The sequence below is a fragment of the Clostridium algoriphilum genome, assembly GCF_020443705.1.
Lineage (GTDB): Bacteria > Bacillota > Clostridia > Clostridiales > Clostridiaceae > Clostridium_AD > Clostridium_AD algoriphilum.
Genome location: NZ_JAIZZK010000016.1, coordinates 43,872 through 62,227, shown reverse-complemented (window position 1 = coordinate 62,227; position 18,356 = coordinate 43,872). Strand labels below are relative to the sequence as shown.

Sequence of the window (18,356 nt, the reverse complement as noted above, 5' to 3'; positions counted from 1 at the left end):
TATGATAAAAGTTGATAATTTGTCCTACTCATTTCCGCAGAAGGATCTATATAATAACATTTCATTTACATTAGAAGATGGTCAACATTGTGCTTTTATAGGGACAAATGGCAGCGGAAAAAGTACATTGATAGATATAATTATGGATCCAGAAAAATATATGTTCGATGGTAAGTTAGAGATGGACCCAAATTGTAGAATTGGGTATGTAAGTCAATTCTCACAACTTGGCGAAACAAAAGAAATTACAGTTTTCGAATATATAGGGGAAGAATTTATTAAACTACAAAATGAAATAACATCTATTTGTACTGAAATGGAAACATCTTCGGATATTGATTCTTTACTAGAAAAGTATCAACAAACTTTAGACGCATTTGATGCAATTAATGGGGATGATTTCGAAAACAACATTAATAAAAACCTAAATCTTGCAAACTTAATTAAGTATAAAGATCTAATGATATCTGAACTTAGTGGTGGGGAATTCAAGCTTATTCAAGTAATTAAGGAAATGCTAAATAGTCCAGACTTAATGATTATGGATGAACCCGATGTGTTTTTAGACTTTGGAAACCTTAATTCTCTTAAAGATCTAATTAATTCACACAAAGGAACAATGTTAATTATTACGCACAACAGATATCTATTGAATAATTGTTTTAACAAAATTCTGCATCTTGAAAACATGGAGCTCCAAGAGTTTGATGGAAGCTATATTGATTATAACTTCTCATTACTCCAAACTAAAATTGAGTTACAAGAACTAGCTACTTCTGATAATGAAGAACTTGAGAGAAACGAGATGTTAATAAAAAAACTAAGATATCTCGCAACTGAGCATACTGAATCTTCTAGAGGAAAATCTCTAAATGCTAGAGTTAAAATTCAAGAAAGATTAGAAAAACGTAGAATTAAAGCGCCATTTGTAGATATTAAACAACCGAATATCAGTTTAGTTACAGATAATGAAATCGAAGAAACCATTGCTTTAAAAGTTAATGATTATAGTGTTGCCTTTGATGATATGCTTCTAGAAAATGTTAACTTTGAGATTAAATCTAATGATAAAGTAGCTCTTGTCGGTTTAAATGGTACCGGGAAAACGACTTTACTCCAAGAAATCTTTAAAAATAATCATGATTCTATTGAGATAAATGAACACGTTGAAGTGGCTTATTTATCTCAACTTCAAGGCAAAACACTAAATGAGTCTAATACGATACTTGAAGAGTTCTTCGATGCTGGTTTTAAAACTTATGAAGAGATTAAATCATATATTTCAAGCTACGGTTTTGAAGAAGAAATCATTAATCAAAAGATAGAGTCTTTATCTGGTGGAGAAAAAAATATACTTCAATTGGCTAAAGTTTCTGCTAGTAAAGCAAACATGTTGCTTCTTGATGAACCGACAAGTCATTTAGACACCTATTCACAAATAGCACTGGAAAAAGCCATAGAAAACTATAAAGGTGCAATTCTAATGATTTCTCATGATTTCTATTCTATAGTAAACTGTATGGATTTTGTTTTAATCATTGAAGATAAGACAATTAGAAAAATGAGTATGCGAAAATTTAGAAAGATGATTTATGCTAGTTATTTTGACAGAGACTATTTAGCAATTGAACAAAAGAAAAAATTAGTTGAAACAAAAATAGCATTGGCTTTAAAAGATACTGATATTACGCTTGCAAAAGTTTTATCTGAAGAGCTAGAAGAGCTGATTAAGTTACTTTAAATTTAGTGAGTAGTTAAGAGCACTTATGTAAAAAAAATAAGGAGTAGTTCACTTTTAGTGAACTACTCCTTATACATATATACAAATATTTAATTTTTAATTAAGTAGAGTATAGTAATTTATATTAATTCAAATAAATTTTTATTGTCTTATCACATATACTAAAGACCTCTTATTTATAAATTGTACTAACCTCTAAAAACTTTAACAACTTAATTTGAAACATTGGACTATCCCCTTTCTATTAGCAATTCTTTTACTTTATCTAAGGAGGGTTAATATCTTTGTGGAATTACTTCCACTTTTTCAATAGTTAAATTATGTTGCTTTGTTTATAAAGCAATAATAACATAGTAAGTTATATTTGTAAAGAATTATTTTTAATTAACAATAAATATTCGTTAAACATGCAATTTGAAATATTAAAGAGTTAGGCCGAGTAGATTTAGTAATTGAGAATAAAGAAAAGCTAATTAAAATTGATCACAGGGGTGAAGGCAGTAGCACCGACGTAGGCGGTTATAAATTAATTATTTATTATATTTATTTAATAAAAAATAACTATTTAGAAGGAAATAACTCCCAAATGGAGAATAGATATATGAAAGAATATTTTAAGGAGGTCAAATAAATGTCAAAATTTGAAATTCCAAAAGATAAGGACGAAATAAAGCGACAAATTAAAGCCTTACAGAGCCTATTACCTATAGACGATAAGAAAGGTGATAGGAAAAGTAAGCAAATACACCAAGATGAAATTAAAGCCCTTAAAAAAGCTTTAAGCGCCCAATAAGAGATATTAACTATTCATATAAGTCACACAGATACCCGTAAATGAAAAGAAAGGATTAAAGCATTTTGTGCCTTAATCCTTTCTTTTCATTTATAAAAATTTGCATAATAAAAAAAAACTATGTATAATTATAAAAGAGTTTGTTAATAAAAGTTGAATATTGTGTTCGGATGAAGATTGTGGGAGAGAGATGGCTTGCCATCCGCCGAAGAGGAAAAACTTTCAGGCACCTAAGGATTTTTAATGTGAAACTATATTTATACAGGTACAAAATTTCCATTAACTTGCGAGTTTTGGATTAGTATTAAATTAATAGTTGAACTGAAAAACCTATTAGTTTTGTAAGGAAACTATTTATTAGGAGAAAACCGTAATTGGACGAGCCTCTGGAGAGAGCTGCTTAAACAGACACCGAAGGAGCAAGATAGTATTATTAAGATAAGCTACTTAAACTGTAAATTTCTACATGTCCATAACTCATTAAACTATCGAGTTTTGTACAAGTATAAATTAAGTTTGAGTAAGATTTAGCTTTAGCTATCGAATCTCTCAGGTAAAAGGACAGGGGATAGAAATTATGAAAAAAATTTTGTCTCCTCCATTATATTAAATTAAGGGAGGATTTTTTAAATGACAGCGTTTATGGAAGTGCTTAACAAAATTGATTCATGGCTTTGGGGACCACCGTTACTTGTTTTACTAGTAGGTACAGGATTGTATTTAACTATAAGATTGGGGTTATTGCAGGTTACTAAGCTACCACTTGCACTTAAGTATTTATTTACTAAAGAAAGGGATAATGATGGAGCGGGTGATGTATCATCATTTGCAGCTTTATGTACAGCTTTAGCGGCAACAATAGGAACAGGAAATATTGTTGGTGTTGCAACAGCAATTAAACTTGGCGGACCAGGAGCTTTATTCTGGATGTGGGTAGCTGCTTTCTTTGGAATGGCTACTAAGTATTCTGAAGGCTTACTTGCAGTAAAATACAGGACTGTTGATGAGAATGGACAAATGGCTGGCGGACCTATGTATTACCTAGAAAATGGACTTAAAAATAAGTTTTTAGCAAAAATGTTTGCAATCTTTGGTGTAGGAGTTGCCTTTTTTGGAATAGGTACATTCCCACAGGTAAATGCAATAACAGAGGCTGTATCAATTACATTTAATATACCAACTATTGCAACAGCAATAGTGATAACACTTTTAGTTGCATTAATAACTATTGGGGGAATAAAAAATATTGCAGCAGTATCAGAAAAGACTGTTCCATTTATGGCAGTGTTTTATGTTATAGGATGTTTAATGATTGTAATAATCAATATTAATTTATTACCAGGAACAATAGCTTTAGTTGTAAAGAGTGCATTTACTACAACGGCAGCAGCAGGTGGTTTTACAGGGGCAACAGTAATGCTTGCTATGCGAAGTGGTGTTGCCAGAGGAGTATTCTCTAATGAGTCTGGTCTAGGTAGTGCACCAATAGCAGCAGCGGCAGCTAAAACTAAGTCTTGTGTAAGACAAGGACTTGTATCTATGACAGGTACTTTCTTTGATACAATAGTTATTTGTACTATGACTGGTCTTGTTTTAATAATGACTGGAGCTTGGAATTCCGAATATGCAGGAGCAGCTATGACAAACTATGCTTTTAGTAATGCGTTTCCTATAGCGATGATAGGACAGTTGATTGTGACTATTGGACTTATTTTCTTTGCATTCACAACAATACTTGGTTGGAATTATTATGGAGAAAGATGTATTGTATATTTAGTAGGAGTAAAAGGAATTAAACCATATAGAGGGGTATTTATTTTCTTAGTAGCATTAGGTGCATTCTTAAAATTAGAAATGATTTGGGTAATTGCTGATATAGTAAATGGATTGATGGCAATTCCAAACTTAATCGGATTGATTGGATTAAGTGGAGTTATTATAAATGAAACAAGAAAATATTTTAAAGATCTTGATGATGATGGAATGCTTAAGGTGGGAAAATAAATAATTAGAAGGAAGCTTTTGGCTTCCTTCTTTTTTGTATGCCCAGTATGTTTGCTGAGTCGATAGGCTGAAAGAAGCGGCAGGGGGTAGGTAGACCTATCTGGGGAAGTCTGTAGCAAAACAAACGAACAATCTATGTTGACATTGTTATTATCGCTACGCACCAACTGACTGTTAAAATAGTTTGTGGCCCTATTCCTTCATTATTATTTTAAAAACATTGGAAACTACTAATATCTCTCAGATCCATTCCGAAAAATCTCCAACTACGTCCAGTCCAACGGAAACCTGATATAGATCTAGGTCCCACAAATGTAAGCCATGTCCAGAAACCTCTTCCTCTTCTTGGCCATATATATACAAATCTATAGAGGCAAGGTCTAATTGCACCTTGGTCTATAGCTAGAGGGGTAGCTCCAAATTGTTGTGATTGAGACTGAGGTGGTGTAAAGTTTGGAGGTGAAGAAGGCGGTCCACCCTGAGGCCCTTGTGCGAAGAGTGTAGGAGGAGCCATCTGCCTGTATGGACATTCTAAAGGAAGATCTTGAGTTTCTAATTCATAGTTATACATTGAATTATAAAATCTAATAGTATCATCATCAATATACATTAAACTAACTCCTTAAAGTATTTACTATACAGTATATGGCGCATTATATGTTTTTGTTATTTAAAAGTTGGAGATTCGTCTCCTATATTTAAATATGCACCTTATATACAATATGCATATTATATATAAGGTGCCTCCGAAAAAAACTAGTTGGATGCCTAAATAATTGCATGAGGTGTTTTATGGATTTATTAATATTTGAAAAACATAGATTGCTTAGATATAGCTTGTTATTTCAGTTATATAGGGACTTCTTTACCTACGGCTATGAAGTGTGCAGTAATATTGATTATGAGATTCCTAATGATTCTAGAATTGAAATAATTGCAGCTCTTTATTTCATCTTCTATAAAAGATGGATTTTTTTTAACATAGAAAGAGATAAAACAGTTTCTGCTTTTGTTTTAGGCCGCGGCATTGAGGAAGTGGAGAATTATTTTACTGAAACTGGTAAATTTGTACTTTCAAATGTATTTGAGGATTTGCTCATACCCGTTATAAATAGAGAATAAATGAGTGGAGGTTCAGTTAATATTGGAAATAATGGATCCTTTATATGATAAAAAGGCTAACTTTGTTGGTTGGTTATTAGAACATAGTAATGTATTTAATAATGATTTAAAATGGGTAGCATATATATATGGTAATTATGTTTGGGCAAAAAAAACCAGAATATGGATTGGTGGATTAAGAGGTACTAATCTATTAGATAGAGATGGGAGGATTGTAGCTTGGAGTATTAGCGGACCTGTGGTGGGCGGTCTAGAAATCATAAAAGCGCCGCTTGATATTGGCCCCCCATTTCTGTCAGTTGTACCAATTATTCATGAGTTTCCATTTAATCCTGGGTACGCCCCTGAGCCTGCAGGCGAATGGTCGAAACTAACCTTCACTCAATGGATTAATCAAAGGTAGGTGTTTAATTTATGCTTCAGATAGAAAGAGATTTAATTAGAACTCAAATTTTATTTGAGCTATATGAAAATTTATTTTGTATTTGCACTTACAGAAATATTACAAGGCAAGAATACAAAGTCTCAGGTGTAAACAAGTGTGAGATAATTGCAGCTCTTTTTTATTTAGATGACAGAGGATTTATTAATGTACGGACTACAAGTGAAGATGACGTTCTTATTATCTATATTAGAGCCAGAGGGATTGATGAAATTGAACTTAAAATAAAAAAAGCTACCACATTGGCCCTAACTTCTAGCTTTAATAAACTACTTATTCCAAACTTCGATAATGTTCCTGATGACTGCTAAATTATTTTATACAGAATGTGTATCTATAGAAGAGGATGTGATTATATTGAAAACAGTTAATATAATTTTTGTTAGTGGAAACGATGTTGTATTAAGTCTTAATGATAATGAAAGGAGAAAATTGATCTCTTGGTTGAATGATAGTGAAAATCCAAATAACGTCTATGTGTTAAAACAAAATAGTGATAATATTGAAACATTTATAACTTATACAATTTATAAAAGTAAAATAGAATATGCAGTATATTAATCTGATACGTCATCTCTTTAAAAAACAAAGTGGGAGTCTAAGCCACTTTGAGGACTATTTAAAATTAGCAAAACAAATTGTGTTTACAATTTGTTCGTGACCAACGGGGGTGTTTATGAGCGAAGCGAATTTGCCTATGTCTTTTAGGGAAAATGATTCTGGGGCTAATATAGCACAAGGACTAGTAACACCAAAAATACAATTTCCGAATGTTATAAAAAATCCAAAACTTTTAATACCACCATTTATAGCCGCAATTATATGTGCACCTATTGCAACAGTTTTATTTAAATTTACTGCTACCTATGAACTTGCAGGGCTTGGACTTAATTCATTAATTGCACCACTTAATATCCTTGCAACAAGAGGAATAAAAGGAATTTTAATTTGTTTATTTACTGGCATAATTTTGCCTACAGCTATAATAATGCCTATTTATATTGCAATGAAAAAAATCAAGAATTATAAAAACTGGCGATATGCATATGAAAATTCAGTAAAATGTTAATATTATAAATTTACTTAATAAAAATAACAGTAGTCTATACTAGGAGCATTTTGTGTCTAGAGAAAAAATAGAGTTAGTGGATATTTATATATCTGCTGACTCTTATTCTTTATTTTGTAAATTATATTTTAATATTAAATAGTGGAATAGCAAAACAGATTGTATTTACAATTTGTTCACGTACTCCGGGGGATTTTATGAGTGAAGCGAATTTGTGTACAAACATTAGCAAGTAAAATATGCTCGCATACGCTTACATATTCTACAGGAGGGTCACACCAAAAACCTAATAAATGTAAAAACAATAAGAAGTTTATGGAAGACTTTATTTTTAATTTTTCTGCACGACTTATTCAACACTAAATGCGCAGCCTATATATACTTTTTTTTAGGCAACTGACACGACCCCATTACAGAATTGGTAACGTAGCGGACAAGTTCTGTTTGCTAAATTTGCTATTTCAAAATAGCATCCTCCATTTTGCTTCTTTTAGAGTGATCTTACAATTATTAACTTAATTTCATGTAATCCACTTCTTTAAAGCTATTTATCACTAAATCCGCCATGGAAATGTCTTGGCTTCCTGCAGCACCGCTATTAATTCCTACACACTTCATACCTGCTTTTTTAGCAGCACGAACCCCATTATGAGAATCCTCAATAACTATACAATTTTCCGGGCTTACCCCAAGCTTCTCTGAAGCAAAAAGAAATATATCTGGTTCAGGCTTACTTCTCTGTACATAGTCACCGGTAACAAAAACATCAAAGTATTCTTCTATTTGAAATTTCTTTGCAATAGCCACAATTACATTTAGTGGAGATGATGAGGCAATGGCTAGCTTTATTCCATTATCATGAAAGTTTTTTATTAGCTCTTTCACCCCATCAATAAGAGTTATCTCGCATTCATCTGAATTAAGGTATTTAAAATATTTACTTCGATCATATTCAATTAACTCATCAAGTGTTTGATTAAGCTTATATTTATTTTTTAGAGCTTCCCACATATAATGAGAAGTTGATCCTACAAAAGAGTGATGCTCATCGTCTGTAACCTCTATGCCTAATTTTTTATAAGTCTCATTTTCCAGCTTCATATGTGTTGGTTCACTATCAATAATTACTCCATCCATGTCAAATATAACTGCTTTTAGCATAAAATCACCCTCCTATTTACTGACCTCAGGCTTTAAATTATTCTTTTAAGTCTTTAATATCTACGGACATAAGTTTATCTGTTTTTAAATCCTTTACTTGTATAACACCATCTTTATCAGTACTAATACTTTCTAGCCATACAGGATTGTTTTTGTATGTAACATTTATGATACCATAAGATTCCAGTATTTCTCCTAATCTTCTTTTATCCAAACTTATCATCTCCTTATAACTATAGCATTTGAAATAATATATATTCTATACTAGAAAATATATCATTCACACTTTTATTTCACTTATTTCTTTTTTAAATAAATCTATAGAATTTGCATACCCCAGTGTTCCACACATCAAATTGCCTGCCCATTTATTAAGTTCTACTAAATTTAAATTAACACTTGGTATGTCAAAACCATTGATTTCATTGTTATTAAACCTTTAAAGATAAGAGCCCTTACTATATATGAGTAGCTATTATTATTATATTTAATAGCTACTTTTTTATGAAAAAATACCATATTTATTTGACAGCAAAAAACTCGATTACAATTTGTTGATGTTCATCCGGGTATGCACTTCGTCGTGTACCAGGGAATTTGCAAATATTATATTGTCACATAATAGTCGTCTCCGTACATCTATTTATATAGAAAACCTAACTCATAAATCAATGGTCTCATTCTATCTTCGAATTTTTTTACATAAAATATTGAAATCTTTTAGTTCTCCTGGCATATATTTTTTTAACATACCTTTAATTTGATACCAACCAGCATCCCATGTATTAATATAATATTCTGGATGTTCTTCATTGAAAACTTTTCTATACTAAAAGGAAGATATTATAAGTTCTCGGGCTTTATTCAATACCTCCTGAGCATCAGGAGATAAAGTAACAGTTTCAAGTTTAGTGTATACAAAACGTTCGTTTTCAGCATAATTTTGAATGTCAGTGTATATGTCGTCATTTGGGGTGTTACCTAGAGATAATTGTTTTAGACTATTTATTGACATAAAGAAGAAATGATTTAGTAGCAAAACAAATTGTGGTTACAATGGGTTCACGACCCCTGGGGGATTTTATGAGCGAAGCGAATCTGTTAAATTTAAAGGAAAATAATATTAGAATATAATGAAATTATACATATTTACATAAGGGTTAGCCATCTCCTATTCTCAATAGGAACCATTTAAAAAATTGATTAATATATAAATCCTTTATCTTTTGTAAAAGAAATACTATAATTAATAACGATAATATATTAATTATACCTACAAATAAAAAATACTAAAGACAAACCATTACAATTATAAATTTACGTAAGGTTTGTCTATAAATTGAGGAGTTTATACATGAGAAGAAAAGATATACTGGAGTTAAAAAGACGTTTTAAAAAAGAACAATGCACCTTCACTAAAGTGTGTGGCTGCTATGTTAATGGAGAAAAACATACTATTTTAAAATTTAAAGAAAGCTTTCTAAATTTAGATGAGGATGAATACTTTAAATATTTAGAAATTGCTAAAAAAGTACTGTCTGGAACTATTGGGAATAATATCTTAGAACTTAACTTTTCAACTAATGAAGATTTTACAAATGAAAGACAAACTTCGCTTATGCAGCTTAAAAACAGTCAATTAAAAGATGATGCTTTTCTTGATAATCTTTATGATTTGATTATAGCTAATTATGATTACACCGGTAATTTTTTAATACTCTTTTTCCATGATGCTTATGATGTTATTAGCAAAACCAGAGATAATGTAAAGATAGATGAATCTGAAGAAGTATATGAATATGTGTTATGTGCAATATGTCCAGTTTCACTTTCAGAGCCTGGTCTTAGATACTTTGAAGAACAAAACAAAATAAAAGCACGTATTAGAGATTGGGTAGTCGAGTCACCAACTAATGGCTTTGTGTTTCCTGCTTTTATTGATCGTAGTTCAGATGTTAACTCTATTATGTATTACACAAAAAATGCAAAGGATACACATACTGAATTAATGGAAAATGTTCTAGGTTGTCCTTCAAAACAAACGGCTACGGTGCAAAAGGAAACATTCCAATCAATTATTAAAGATTCTTTTAGCTCTGATGAAAATAAAGCTGATAAAATTTTTATGGATATACAAGAAAACCTAAGCACTATGATAGAAGAATACAATGATCTAAATGATGATGCAGATTGTGAACCTATAAGCTTAACAAAGAAGGATATACAAAACCTTTTAATAGAAAGTGAAGTTCCTGAAGAAATTACTACTGAGATTGAAAACTCCTATGTAGAGAACTTTGGTGATGATATCACTTTAGCAAAAAATTTAATTGACGCAAAGGTTCTTAAGGCTAATGTGCAAAGAAAAAAGGAAGAACGCCTTAATAAACAAGTAGAAATGCTTCAAGCTAGACTTGATCAAGTTAAACAAGATAATACTATAGATAATGAAACTCACCTGTCTACAGAAGTTAACGATGACAATGTGATTTTAGAAGAAGCCTGCGCAACTGATTTAGAAGAAACTTTAGAAACTGATTTAGAGAAAGTTCCAGATTCATATTCAGAAGATAATAATGTTAGCACTGATTATGATGTTATACTACAAGTAAAACCCGAAAAAGTATCTCAAATAAAATCTCAAATAATTAATGGCCAAAAATGCATAGTTATTCCTATTAATGACAATGAACAAACTACGGTTAATGGTATAGATAATTTGATTTAAAGAAGCTTTATTAACTATTTTATACGGAGGCATTTTTTATTATATAATAGAAAGTAAAAACTTACAGCTTATACTACGACCTCGTATTAATATGTCAGCAGTTATAGAACAGAACATATTAAAAAAGACAAATATTAAAGGAGTATAACATATGGTTAGATCAATTATGAAAGACATATTCTTTCTTAATCAAAAATCAGAACTTGCTACAAAAGCAGATGCTCAGGTGATACAGGATTTGCTTGATACGCTTAAAGCAAATAAAGAAGGCTGTGTAGGAATGGCAGCTAATATGATTGGTGTAAAAAAAAGAATTATTGTGATCAGTATGGGCGATATGAACGTTCCGATGATTAATCCTATGATAGTGAATAAATCGGGTCAATATGAAACAGAAGAAGGATGTCTTTCACTTATAGGTGTTAGAAAAACGAATAGATTCAAAGAGATAGAAGTAGAGTATTTTGATTCGGGATTTAAGAAGCGAAGGGGAAAATATTCAGGATGGATTGCTCAAATTATTCAACATGAAGTAGACCATTGTGATGGGATAGTCATATAGAAAAAAGGTAAGATCGCTGTTCAAGGTGGAATCATATCAATTAAAGAAAGATGAAGGCGACTGACTATTAAAAAAGTCGCTTACTTTCATTATTATCTATCAATCACAAATTCAAATAAAAGCTAAACAAGTAAAATAAATACACAATTGTCCCTCGACACAAACCAGCAGATAGCAGGTTACATAACGAGGGATTTATTCCTGAGCTTGAACTCCCTAATTTCCACTCATAAATTGAACTATAGATTTTCCTATAATATTTTGCTGCTCATCTCTTGTTATAGTCGCTGTATTGTCACCCTTTTGGAATCCATACCAACCATTTTGAGAATGATTACCTCCATTGATAGGAATCCATTTTGTACTTGTTGGCAATAATTTTTTAGATTCATCAATCTTATCTTTTCCGACGAATCCATATTTAGTTCCATACATTAGCAAGAAAAAACTATTTACAGTTTATTCCACGGGGTCAGACCCCGTTACAGAAATTGGTAACGAAGTGGACAAGTTCTGTTTGCTAGTTCTATGAAATGCAAATATATAGTTTCACGATGGTTGTGGTTGTTGCTTAAACAACAATACATGCCTTATAATTAATTGTTTTAAACATAAACCTTATATTCTTTCCATATGTTCTCCAAAGTAGAAAATGTACTAGAAATTTTTTCTTTCTCTCTTAAGCCCACTGCTATTATTAACGCATTTATTATACTAAGTGGGGTTACAAGTGAATCAACAAAAGAAGTTATATTATTTTGTGCTATTAGCGTATAGTCAGCCTTCTCTGCTAATGGAGATAATAAACTATCTGTAATTACTACAATATTGGCATTTTTACCTTTTGCGAATGAGATGGCTTCAATTGTTCTGGTAGTATACCTAGGAAAGCCTATCGCGATCAATATGTCTTTATTATCAATATTAAGCATCTGCTCAAATATATCACTAACACCATATTCAACTAACTTAACATTATCTAAAATAAGATTTAAATAAAAAGCTAAAAATCCAGATAATGCAGCTGATTGTCTTAATCCAATTACATATATTTTTCTAGCTTTAAATAATGAATTAACTATATCTTCAAAAGTTTGGTGATTTATTTTTTCTAAAGTAATTTTAATATTTTCAATGTCAGCTTTTAATACACTCTTTAGTACATTCTCTTGAGTGATGTAATCATTAGATAATTCCATTTTTTGTACTAAAGTTAATTTACTTTTAATTAATTCCTGAAGACTTTTTTGTAGTTTTGGATAACCATTAAATCCTAACACGACGGCAAATCTTACAACAGTTGATTCACTTACACCTATTGTAGTACCTAATTTATTAGCAGTCATAAACGCTGCTTTATCATAGTGTTCTAGTATGTATTTAGCAATTATCTTTTGACCTTTACTCATATGTGGTAATTTAATTTGAATTAACTTCATTAAATCCTGTTTGTTATTCTCCATAATTAACTCGATCCTTTCTATTTAATAAGGCCCTGCTCAAATTATCTCCAGATAGCCGTATTTATATCATGATATATTTTTAAATGATAATTCTCATCGTATTTTATGTTAAATTTAAGCATAGCATTTTTTAAAGCATCTTTTTCAGATTTTTTAAAGTCCAATAAAGTTTATCTGTATCAAATATTATAACCTCATACTTCCTTATAAACCCTCCTGTATGGTTGTTTTATTAATTATAACATAAATGCTATATTTCAAAAATATTTAGAAAATTTTCATAGTTCACTTAAAACGTAAAGTGTTGATTTTCACCTTTGTTGTTAAAGATAGTGAGGTATGTCCAAATGCAGTATCCTCTTATTGGGTTATAAATAATGGATATCTTCATGTTATTAGTGGCTCTGTCTTAAATAATCAAACGGCTACTTGTTGGGTCTGCATTGATCCTAATGAGCATTATGTTTATAGGATATTATTTAACTCACCAGATGACCTGTTTAATAGCAAAACAATTTGTGATCACAAATTGTTCATGACCCCCGGGGGTATTTGGGAGGCTAAGGCGAACTTGCTATTTCTTTAATTTTGCTATTTAAAATTATAATTGTATTAATAAAAATAGACTTTGCAATGTTTGGCTTATACAATCATATTATAGAAAAACATTTTTTTTAGCGAAGGGAGGCAAGCGGATTAATGGTGCTTTTTAAAAAGATATTAAAAAAGATAGGTAAATTATTGCTAAGTATAATAATCGTTTTACTAATTACTATTATTGTAGGAATATCTCTTATTCGACTTGAAGTTTTCCCACGTATTCAAACTTTAATAGTAACTTCAACTATGACGACGCTAAAGAGTCAATATATAGCTAGAATTTTTGCAAGTGAAGCTCAAATTAAAAAGATAATGAATGAAAACAGAGTAGAAGAAACCGTTGAAGTCTTTGACAAAAGTGAAATAGTAATTCCAGAAACTATACCGCCGAAAGCTAGTGCATTAACCCCTGTTATTCATATAAGTACAAAAACACTTCCCATTGTGATAAATACAGATAATAGTATGAAATTGATTGATATTAAGGGAGATGGATATAAAGGTCATATGTTTATAGTCAGTAACCCTAAACGATTAAAACTTGCTGTAGCTAAAAATATAGGAAAAGTTGGAGCTAGATTAACACAGCTAATAAATTCAGAAAATGCAATTGGTGGCATAAACGCAGGAGGTTTCACAGATAGAGGTGGAGTCGGGAACGGTGGAATTCCAACTGGAATAATAGTTAAAAACGGGAAAGTCGTTTGGAGTGTTCCCTCTCAAAAGAAATATGACATTATTGGACTTGATAAAGATGGCATCTTGACTCTTGGAAATCTCACTATTAAAGAAATTAAAGAGAAACAGATTGTTGACGCAATATCCTTTGGTCCTAAACTTATCGTAAATAATAAACCAACAAGAATAATAGGAGATGGCGGGTGGGGAATTAACCCTCGAAGTGTCATCGGACAAAAGAAAGATGGTACTATTATTCTTCTTGAAATAGATGGAAGGCAATTAAGCTCTCATGGTGCAACTATTCAGGAAGTACAAAGAGTAATGATTCAGTACGGAGCCGTTAATGCTGCCAATCTTGATGGAGGTTCATCTTCAACTATATATTATAAAGGTCAACTTATAAACAGTCCCTGTTCTTCCGCAGGAGAAAGAACACTTCCAGACGCTTTTGTAATAACTAAATAACCTAAATAAATATCAAAACAATTTGTGATCACAAATTGTTCATGATCCCCGGGGTTCTTTGTGAGGCGAAGGCGAACTTGCTAATTTGTTCACGTCCCCCGGGGAATTTTATGAGCGAAGCGAATTTGCTAATAGTGGTTTTTGTCCTAAATGGGGAGGAAAATTAGTATTAAGAAATGGAAAGTATGGTAAATTCAAAGAATATGGGAATTTTCCTAGATGTAGGTTTATTTCAAAATAGCAGTTAACTTGCGTAACGAACTATGGGGGTATGGGCAGTCACCTGAAAATAAGGAGGGCTGGTTCTATAAAATAATATTCAACATGACTATAATCTTTTATAGATGTTTTACATTTATTGGCTTGCTGACACGACCCCGTTACAGAAATTGGTAACGTAGAGGACAAGTTCTGTTTGCTAATAGAAGAAACTGGAAACAGTTTCTTCTATGGGGTTATTTTTATTATATAGGAAACCGCTGTGGATAACATTCTAACAGAGATTGAAGAAAAGGCAGAAATGTTAATGAATGCAATGAAGTATAAAGTAAGTGATGCCAATGCTACAGCATGTATAGAACTAATACAAAGTGAGTAAAAAATAAATTAAGTTAAAGCTGAAAAGGCATTGCTTTTAGCTAAGGACATACTAAATGATGATGTTTTTAAGAATTCATATCTTATGTTGAAAATGATAAAGCAGCTACAATGATTGCTGATAATAAATATAAGGAAGTTGCAGAAGAGTATGGTACATGTGTTAAATATGGTATAAGTATTAAAGATAACGCTGGGTACAATAATGCCTTTAGTAAATATGGAGATTCAGAACTTGCTAAAAAAGCAAATTTAGATAAAGATACATATTTACCCAAGGGTCTGGAACCTTACATAGGTTGGAAGTGAAACGAACAAGCTATGTTACTATTAAATTATAATTCCTTTGCTAATTTAAATATTAAAGCCATCAGTTTATCTGATGACTTTAATGCTTTTTAAAAAATGTTTTTTTGTTTTATATTACTTATTTTAATCGGTAATTTAATAGTTAATGTTTTAATATCATTGCATAAACTTTTGCCAATATTCTTTTATATGATTTTTTCTTTTAGTTAATGATAAAACAATTAGTATTGGCAGTAAAGTTATAAATAACCAATAATCAAATATTTTATAAAGTATCTTCATATGCTTCACCATTTAATCCTTCTATATTTTAATTAAATATACTAATAACTTTTTTATTTCAAGTATTCTAGTATTATTTCTTATCAAATTTGATAAAAATTATACTATGAAAAAAAAGCCTTTGATTTTTATCAAAGGCTTTTTACTATCAGTTTATCAATTTTATTTAGGATATGTTTTTTTACAAACTGATTTATCAAGTATTTTCCAAATACTGTTCCGTTTTTTAAAGTTAGAGCATTTAACAATGAAAAGAACATGAAATCTTTGTTCTAACACTTAAAGCAGATTAAGATTGCTTAGAACTTAACTACACTAAAGATGTGTCTAATTATTAGGGGCATTAATTTGTTCAGCTATAGAATATAGCATATTCCTATATAGTGATTGTAAAGAATTCTCCCAGTAAGTAAATATACTTTAGTATAATAAGAGTATATTTTTAAACAATACCCAATTGTATCAACAATGCTGTGTCGATTTTTCTCAAATCATTATGAGTTATTCTTCCTAGTTTCTCTTTGACTCTACTTTTAGCTATAGTCTGTACCTTCTCAGTTAAAATAACAATGTCTGTCTTAAGCCCGCATTTACTTGCTTCTATTTCTACATGAGTTGGGAATTTCGTTTTGTTAATTCGGGAAGTACCAGGCACTACTGTAACTGCTGAAGAATACTTATTACCTATATCATTTTGTATTATAATCACAGGTCTTATAATTGGTAGCAAAACAAATTGTATTTACAATTTGTTTTGCTACCAACGGGGGTTCTAATGAACGAAGCGAATTTGCTAATTTTTCAGTATCATTTATTTCTAATATCGTTCCATCAACGCTTAATAATCTATTAGCAAGAACAAACTGTTTCCAGTTTCTTCTATGGGGTCTGGACAGCCACCTAAAAAAAGGTAATAAAGCAGAGACATGGCTAGAATGAACTGTTTGATTAAGCTTTAAATGAGAATAAGTTGAGTAGAAATGTTTATTGTGAAGTTTGTTTTTTAAATATTACTGAATCAATATCTAATTTATCATTCTTTGTTATAATTATATTAATTAAGAACGGTCATTTCTGGTTTTTATTTGTTATCGTTAAATTTTACAAAGTAAGGGGGTAGTGAAAATTGATGAATGATAATTTGAATTTAAATAAAGTGATAAATTTAGAAAAGTGGGTTGGCTTACAAGAACTTCTTGCAATGTTTACTAAGCTCGCAATGATAACTGTTGACTATAAAGGTAATCCCGTTACGAGGCATAGTGGTTGTCATAGGTTCTGCAAAGCGGTGAGAGCAGATCCTCAACTTGGAAAATATTGTAGAAAATGTGATTCCAGAGGTGGCTTGGAAGCAGTTCGGTTAAATAGTGCATATATATATTTATGTCATTTCAATATAGTAGATATAGCTATTCCGATAATAATTGATGGTAAATATATTGGTGCAATTATGGCAGGTCAAGTAAAATTATCAGATTTTAATGCTTCAGATATATTAGAAAAAATAATAGTCACACCCAAAAATTCTATAGCTAAAAATGTTTTAGAGGATTTGAAAGAGTATTATGAAGAATTGCCTGTTTTATCTTATAAGGAAGTAAAACAAATTTCAAATATCTTATTTTCACTATGTAACTATCTAGTAGAAGAAGCACTAGATAAAAACTTGATTTTAGAAATGTACCAAAAGACTATAAAGAAAGAGTGTGAAATAGATTCGAGTACATTAATGGGATACTCAATAAAAAATATGGAACATGGTAAAAAAGAAATTTCTAATGCCCTATTAAATGCTTATATTAAAGAAAAGCCTTATAGTAACGATGTTGGGATTAAAGTAAGTGACACTTTAAAACCAGCAATAGAGTATATTTATAAAAATAAAAGTGAAAATGTTACAGTAGAAAAAATGGCTAAGGTTTGCCATATTAGCCCAAGCTACTTTAGTAGGTTATTTGTAAAAGAAACTGGAGAAAATTTTTCTAACTTTTCATCAAGATTAAAGGTGGAATGGGCCAAGAATATATTAGAGGAAAAAAATATGTCTATTAATGAAATTAGTGATGAACTTGGGTTTAATGAAACAGGATATTTTATAAAAGTATTTAAAAAATATGAAGGTGTAACACCAGCTATTTATAAAAAATATTGTAAGGGAAACTAGTTGTATGGAGATGATTTAAATCATCTCCATACAACTAGTTTAATTTATTAATAGCATAAAATTACGATTTAATAACTTAATGTCATAAAATTACGATTTAAAATCGTAATTTTATGACATGCTATTCCAATGCGTTATTATGTAAACGATGTTACAATAAAAACAAGTTAAAA

22 protein-coding genes, 1 pseudogene and 2 riboswitches are annotated in these 18,356 nt (G+C 30.6%); of the genes and pseudogenes, 15 read left to right on the top strand and 8 right to left on the bottom strand.

The features are described from left to right. The first annotated feature begins 1 nt into the window (after position 1). From LGK95_RS12670 to LGK95_RS12660, 3 genes are all read left to right on the top strand, one after another. Complete coding sequence (locus tag LGK95_RS12670; RefSeq protein ID WP_226125153.1) at positions 2 to 1,741, top strand: ABC-F family ATP-binding cassette domain-containing protein; 1,740 nt, start codon at positions 2 to 4, stop codon at positions 1,739 to 1,741. A 631-nt stretch (positions 1,742 to 2,372) separates the two neighbouring features. After that, positions 2,373 to 2,534 (top strand): hypothetical protein, encoded by a 162-nt coding sequence (locus tag LGK95_RS12665; RefSeq protein ID WP_226125152.1) that lies wholly within the window; start codon positions 2,373 to 2,375, stop codon positions 2,532 to 2,534. A 170-nt stretch (positions 2,535 to 2,704) separates the two neighbouring features. Beyond that, positions 2,705 to 2,784, top strand: a riboswitch (glycine riboswitch). 126 nt (positions 2,785 to 2,910) lie between these two features. Then, positions 2,911 to 3,109: riboswitch (glycine riboswitch) on the top strand. A gap of 55 nt (positions 3,110 to 3,164) precedes the next feature. Further along, positions 3,165 to 4,538, top strand: a complete 1,374-nt coding sequence (locus LGK95_RS12660; protein WP_404814443.1) for an alanine/glycine:cation symporter family protein — start codon at positions 3,165 to 3,167, stop codon at positions 4,536 to 4,538. A gap of 211 nt (positions 4,539 to 4,749) precedes the next feature. Here LGK95_RS12660 and LGK95_RS12655 read toward each other — a convergent pair whose 3' ends face one another. Beyond that, positions 4,750 to 5,148 (bottom strand): hypothetical protein, encoded by a 399-nt coding sequence (locus LGK95_RS12655; RefSeq protein ID WP_226125151.1) that lies wholly within the window; start codon positions 5,146 to 5,148, stop codon positions 4,750 to 4,752. Between the two features lie 182 nt (positions 5,149 to 5,330). Between LGK95_RS12655 and LGK95_RS12650 the strand changes: the two genes are divergently transcribed. The 6 genes from LGK95_RS12650 to LGK95_RS12625 all read left to right on the top strand — a co-directional run bounded on the left by LGK95_RS12650 (position 5,331) and on the right by LGK95_RS12625 (position 7,534). Continuing rightward, the gene (locus LGK95_RS12650) at positions 5,331 to 5,660 is read left to right on the top strand and encodes a hypothetical protein (protein WP_226125150.1); all 330 of its coding nucleotides are present in this window, start codon (positions 5,331 to 5,333) and stop codon (positions 5,658 to 5,660) included. A 31-nt stretch (positions 5,661 to 5,691) separates the two neighbouring features. Next, positions 5,692 to 6,063: a 4-fold beta flower protein gene (locus tag LGK95_RS12645; protein WP_404814446.1), complete on the top strand. Its 372-nt coding sequence runs from the start codon at positions 5,692 to 5,694 to the stop codon at positions 6,061 to 6,063. Positions 6,064 to 6,074: 11 nt separating this feature from the next. Further along, positions 6,075 to 6,413: a hypothetical protein gene (locus tag LGK95_RS12640; RefSeq protein WP_226125148.1), complete on the top strand. Its 339-nt coding sequence runs from the start codon at positions 6,075 to 6,077 to the stop codon at positions 6,411 to 6,413. 46 nt (positions 6,414 to 6,459) lie between these two features. Next, positions 6,460 to 6,663 carry a hypothetical protein gene (locus LGK95_RS12635; RefSeq protein WP_226125147.1) on the top strand — a complete coding sequence of 68 codons (204 nt, stop codon included), beginning with the start codon at positions 6,460 to 6,462 and terminating at the stop codon, positions 6,661 to 6,663. 115 nt (positions 6,664 to 6,778) lie between these two features. After that, positions 6,779 to 7,171, top strand: coding sequence for a PTS sugar transporter subunit IIC (locus LGK95_RS12630; protein ID WP_226125146.1), 393 nt, complete (start codon positions 6,779 to 6,781; stop codon positions 7,169 to 7,171). A 201-nt stretch (positions 7,172 to 7,372) separates the two neighbouring features. After that, positions 7,373 to 7,534, top strand: coding sequence for a hypothetical protein (locus LGK95_RS12625; protein ID WP_226125145.1), 162 nt, complete (start codon positions 7,373 to 7,375; stop codon positions 7,532 to 7,534). A 147-nt stretch (positions 7,535 to 7,681) separates the two neighbouring features. Here the strand turns inward: LGK95_RS12625 and LGK95_RS12620 are convergent, their stop codons facing one another. The 3 genes from LGK95_RS12620 to LGK95_RS12610 all read right to left on the bottom strand — a co-directional run bounded on the left by LGK95_RS12620 (position 7,682) and on the right by LGK95_RS12610 (position 9,347). After that, entirely contained in the window at positions 7,682 to 8,332 is a 651-nt protein-coding gene (locus LGK95_RS12620) for an HAD family hydrolase (RefSeq protein WP_226125144.1), read from the bottom strand. Between the two features lie 37 nt (positions 8,333 to 8,369). Next, positions 8,370 to 8,555 (bottom strand): H-type small acid-soluble spore protein, encoded by a 186-nt coding sequence (locus LGK95_RS12615; protein ID WP_226125143.1) that lies wholly within the window; start codon positions 8,553 to 8,555, stop codon positions 8,370 to 8,372. Between the two features lie 606 nt (positions 8,556 to 9,161). Then, on the bottom strand, positions 9,162 to 9,347 hold the full coding sequence (locus tag LGK95_RS12610) for a hypothetical protein (RefSeq protein WP_226125142.1): 186 nt from the start codon (positions 9,345 to 9,347) through the stop codon (positions 9,162 to 9,164). Between the two features lie 339 nt (positions 9,348 to 9,686). Here LGK95_RS12610 and LGK95_RS12605 point away from each other — a divergent pair, with 339 nt between their 5' ends. Continuing rightward, the gene (locus LGK95_RS12605) at positions 9,687 to 11,060 is read left to right on the top strand and encodes a DUF4317 domain-containing protein (protein WP_226125141.1); all 1,374 of its coding nucleotides are present in this window, start codon (positions 9,687 to 9,689) and stop codon (positions 11,058 to 11,060) included. 151 nt (positions 11,061 to 11,211) lie between these two features. Further along, complete coding sequence (locus LGK95_RS12600; RefSeq protein ID WP_226125140.1) at positions 11,212 to 11,622, top strand: peptide deformylase; 411 nt, start codon at positions 11,212 to 11,214, stop codon at positions 11,620 to 11,622. Positions 11,623 to 11,838: 216 nt separating this feature from the next. Here the strand turns inward: LGK95_RS12600 and LGK95_RS12595 are convergent, their stop codons facing one another. The 3 genes and pseudogenes from LGK95_RS12595 to LGK95_RS12585 all read right to left on the bottom strand — a co-directional run. After that, a complete protein-coding gene (locus tag LGK95_RS12595; RefSeq protein WP_226125139.1) occupies positions 11,839 to 12,057 on the bottom strand; it encodes an alpha/beta hydrolase in 219 nt (72 codons plus the stop codon). Positions 12,058 to 12,227: 170 nt separating this feature from the next. After that, the gene (locus tag LGK95_RS12590) at positions 12,228 to 13,085 is read right to left on the bottom strand and encodes a MurR/RpiR family transcriptional regulator (RefSeq protein WP_226125138.1); all 858 of its coding nucleotides are present in this window, start codon (positions 13,083 to 13,085) and stop codon (positions 12,228 to 12,230) included. Between the two features lie 44 nt (positions 13,086 to 13,129). Beyond that, positions 13,130 to 13,293, bottom strand: a pseudogene (locus LGK95_RS12585) (YjjG family noncanonical pyrimidine nucleotidase); the annotation flags it as partial. Between the two features lie 96 nt (positions 13,294 to 13,389). Between LGK95_RS12585 and LGK95_RS12580 the strand changes: the two are divergent. From LGK95_RS12580 to LGK95_RS12570, 3 genes are all read left to right on the top strand, one after another. Then, positions 13,390 to 13,671: a hypothetical protein gene (locus LGK95_RS12580; RefSeq protein WP_226125137.1), complete on the top strand. Its 282-nt coding sequence runs from the start codon at positions 13,390 to 13,392 to the stop codon at positions 13,669 to 13,671. A gap of 113 nt (positions 13,672 to 13,784) precedes the next feature. After that, entirely contained in the window at positions 13,785 to 14,831 is a 1,047-nt protein-coding gene (locus tag LGK95_RS12575; protein ID WP_226125136.1) for a phosphodiester glycosidase family protein, read from the top strand. Between the two features lie 708 nt (positions 14,832 to 15,539). Then, a complete protein-coding gene (locus LGK95_RS12570) occupies positions 15,540 to 15,737 on the top strand; it encodes a hypothetical protein (RefSeq protein ID WP_226125135.1) in 198 nt (65 codons plus the stop codon). 724 nt (positions 15,738 to 16,461) lie between these two features. Here the strand turns inward: LGK95_RS12570 and LGK95_RS12565 are convergent. Then, on the bottom strand, positions 16,462 to 16,749 hold the full coding sequence (locus LGK95_RS12565) for a type II toxin-antitoxin system PemK/MazF family toxin (protein ID WP_226125134.1): 288 nt from the start codon (positions 16,747 to 16,749) through the stop codon (positions 16,462 to 16,464). 396 nt (positions 16,750 to 17,145) lie between these two features. Between LGK95_RS12565 and LGK95_RS12560 the strand changes: the two genes are divergently transcribed. Then, positions 17,146 to 18,183 carry a PocR ligand-binding domain-containing protein gene (locus LGK95_RS12560; protein ID WP_226125133.1) on the top strand — a complete coding sequence of 346 codons (1,038 nt, stop codon included), beginning with the start codon at positions 17,146 to 17,148 and terminating at the stop codon, positions 18,181 to 18,183. Positions 18,184 to 18,356 lie beyond the last annotated feature (173 nt).

Excerpts from the sequence above, each read along its gene's own strand:
- LGK95_RS12665 (WP_226125152.1), top strand. The coding sequence starts at position 2,373 with ATGTCAAAATTTGAAATTCCAAAAGATAAGGACGAAATAAAGCGACAA.
- LGK95_RS12600 (WP_226125140.1), top strand. The coding sequence starts at position 11,212 with ATGGTTAGATCAATTATGAAAGACATATTCTTTCTTAATCAAAAATCA.
- LGK95_RS12650 (WP_226125150.1), top strand. The coding sequence starts at position 5,331 with ATGGATTTATTAATATTTGAAAAACATAGATTGCTTAGATATAGCTTG.
- LGK95_RS12660 (WP_404814443.1), top strand. The coding sequence starts at position 3,165 with ATGACAGCGTTTATGGAAGTGCTTAACAAAATTGATTCATGGCTTTGG.
- LGK95_RS12640 (WP_226125148.1), top strand. The coding sequence starts at position 6,075 with ATGCTTCAGATAGAAAGAGATTTAATTAGAACTCAAATTTTATTTGAG.
- LGK95_RS12615 (WP_226125143.1), bottom strand. The coding sequence starts at position 8,555 with ATGATAAGTTTGGATAAAAGAAGATTAGGAGAAATACTGGAATCTTAT.
- LGK95_RS12630 (WP_226125146.1), top strand. The coding sequence starts at position 6,779 with ATGAGCGAAGCGAATTTGCCTATGTCTTTTAGGGAAAATGATTCTGGG.
- LGK95_RS12575 (WP_226125136.1), top strand. The coding sequence starts at position 13,785 with ATGGTGCTTTTTAAAAAGATATTAAAAAAGATAGGTAAATTATTGCTA.
- LGK95_RS12590 (WP_226125138.1), bottom strand. The coding sequence starts at position 13,085 with ATGGAGAATAACAAACAGGATTTAATGAAGTTAATTCAAATTAAATTA.
- LGK95_RS12620 (WP_226125144.1), bottom strand. The coding sequence starts at position 8,332 with ATGCTAAAAGCAGTTATATTTGACATGGATGGAGTAATTATTGATAGT.
- LGK95_RS12655 (WP_226125151.1), bottom strand. The coding sequence starts at position 5,148 with ATGTATATTGATGATGATACTATTAGATTTTATAATTCAATGTATAAC.
- LGK95_RS12610 (WP_226125142.1), bottom strand. The coding sequence starts at position 9,347 with ATGTCAATAAATAGTCTAAAACAATTATCTCTAGGTAACACCCCAAAT.
- LGK95_RS12605 (WP_226125141.1), top strand. The coding sequence starts at position 9,687 with ATGAGAAGAAAAGATATACTGGAGTTAAAAAGACGTTTTAAAAAAGAA.
- LGK95_RS12645 (WP_404814446.1), top strand. The coding sequence starts at position 5,692 with ATGGATCCTTTATATGATAAAAAGGCTAACTTTGTTGGTTGGTTATTA.
- LGK95_RS12595 (WP_226125139.1), bottom strand. The coding sequence starts at position 12,057 with ATGTATGGAACTAAATATGGATTCGTCGGAAAAGATAAGATTGATGAA.
- LGK95_RS12570 (WP_226125135.1), top strand. The coding sequence starts at position 15,540 with ATGATTGCTGATAATAAATATAAGGAAGTTGCAGAAGAGTATGGTACA.
- LGK95_RS12670 (WP_226125153.1), top strand. The coding sequence starts at position 2 with ATGATAAAAGTTGATAATTTGTCCTACTCATTTCCGCAGAAGGATCTA.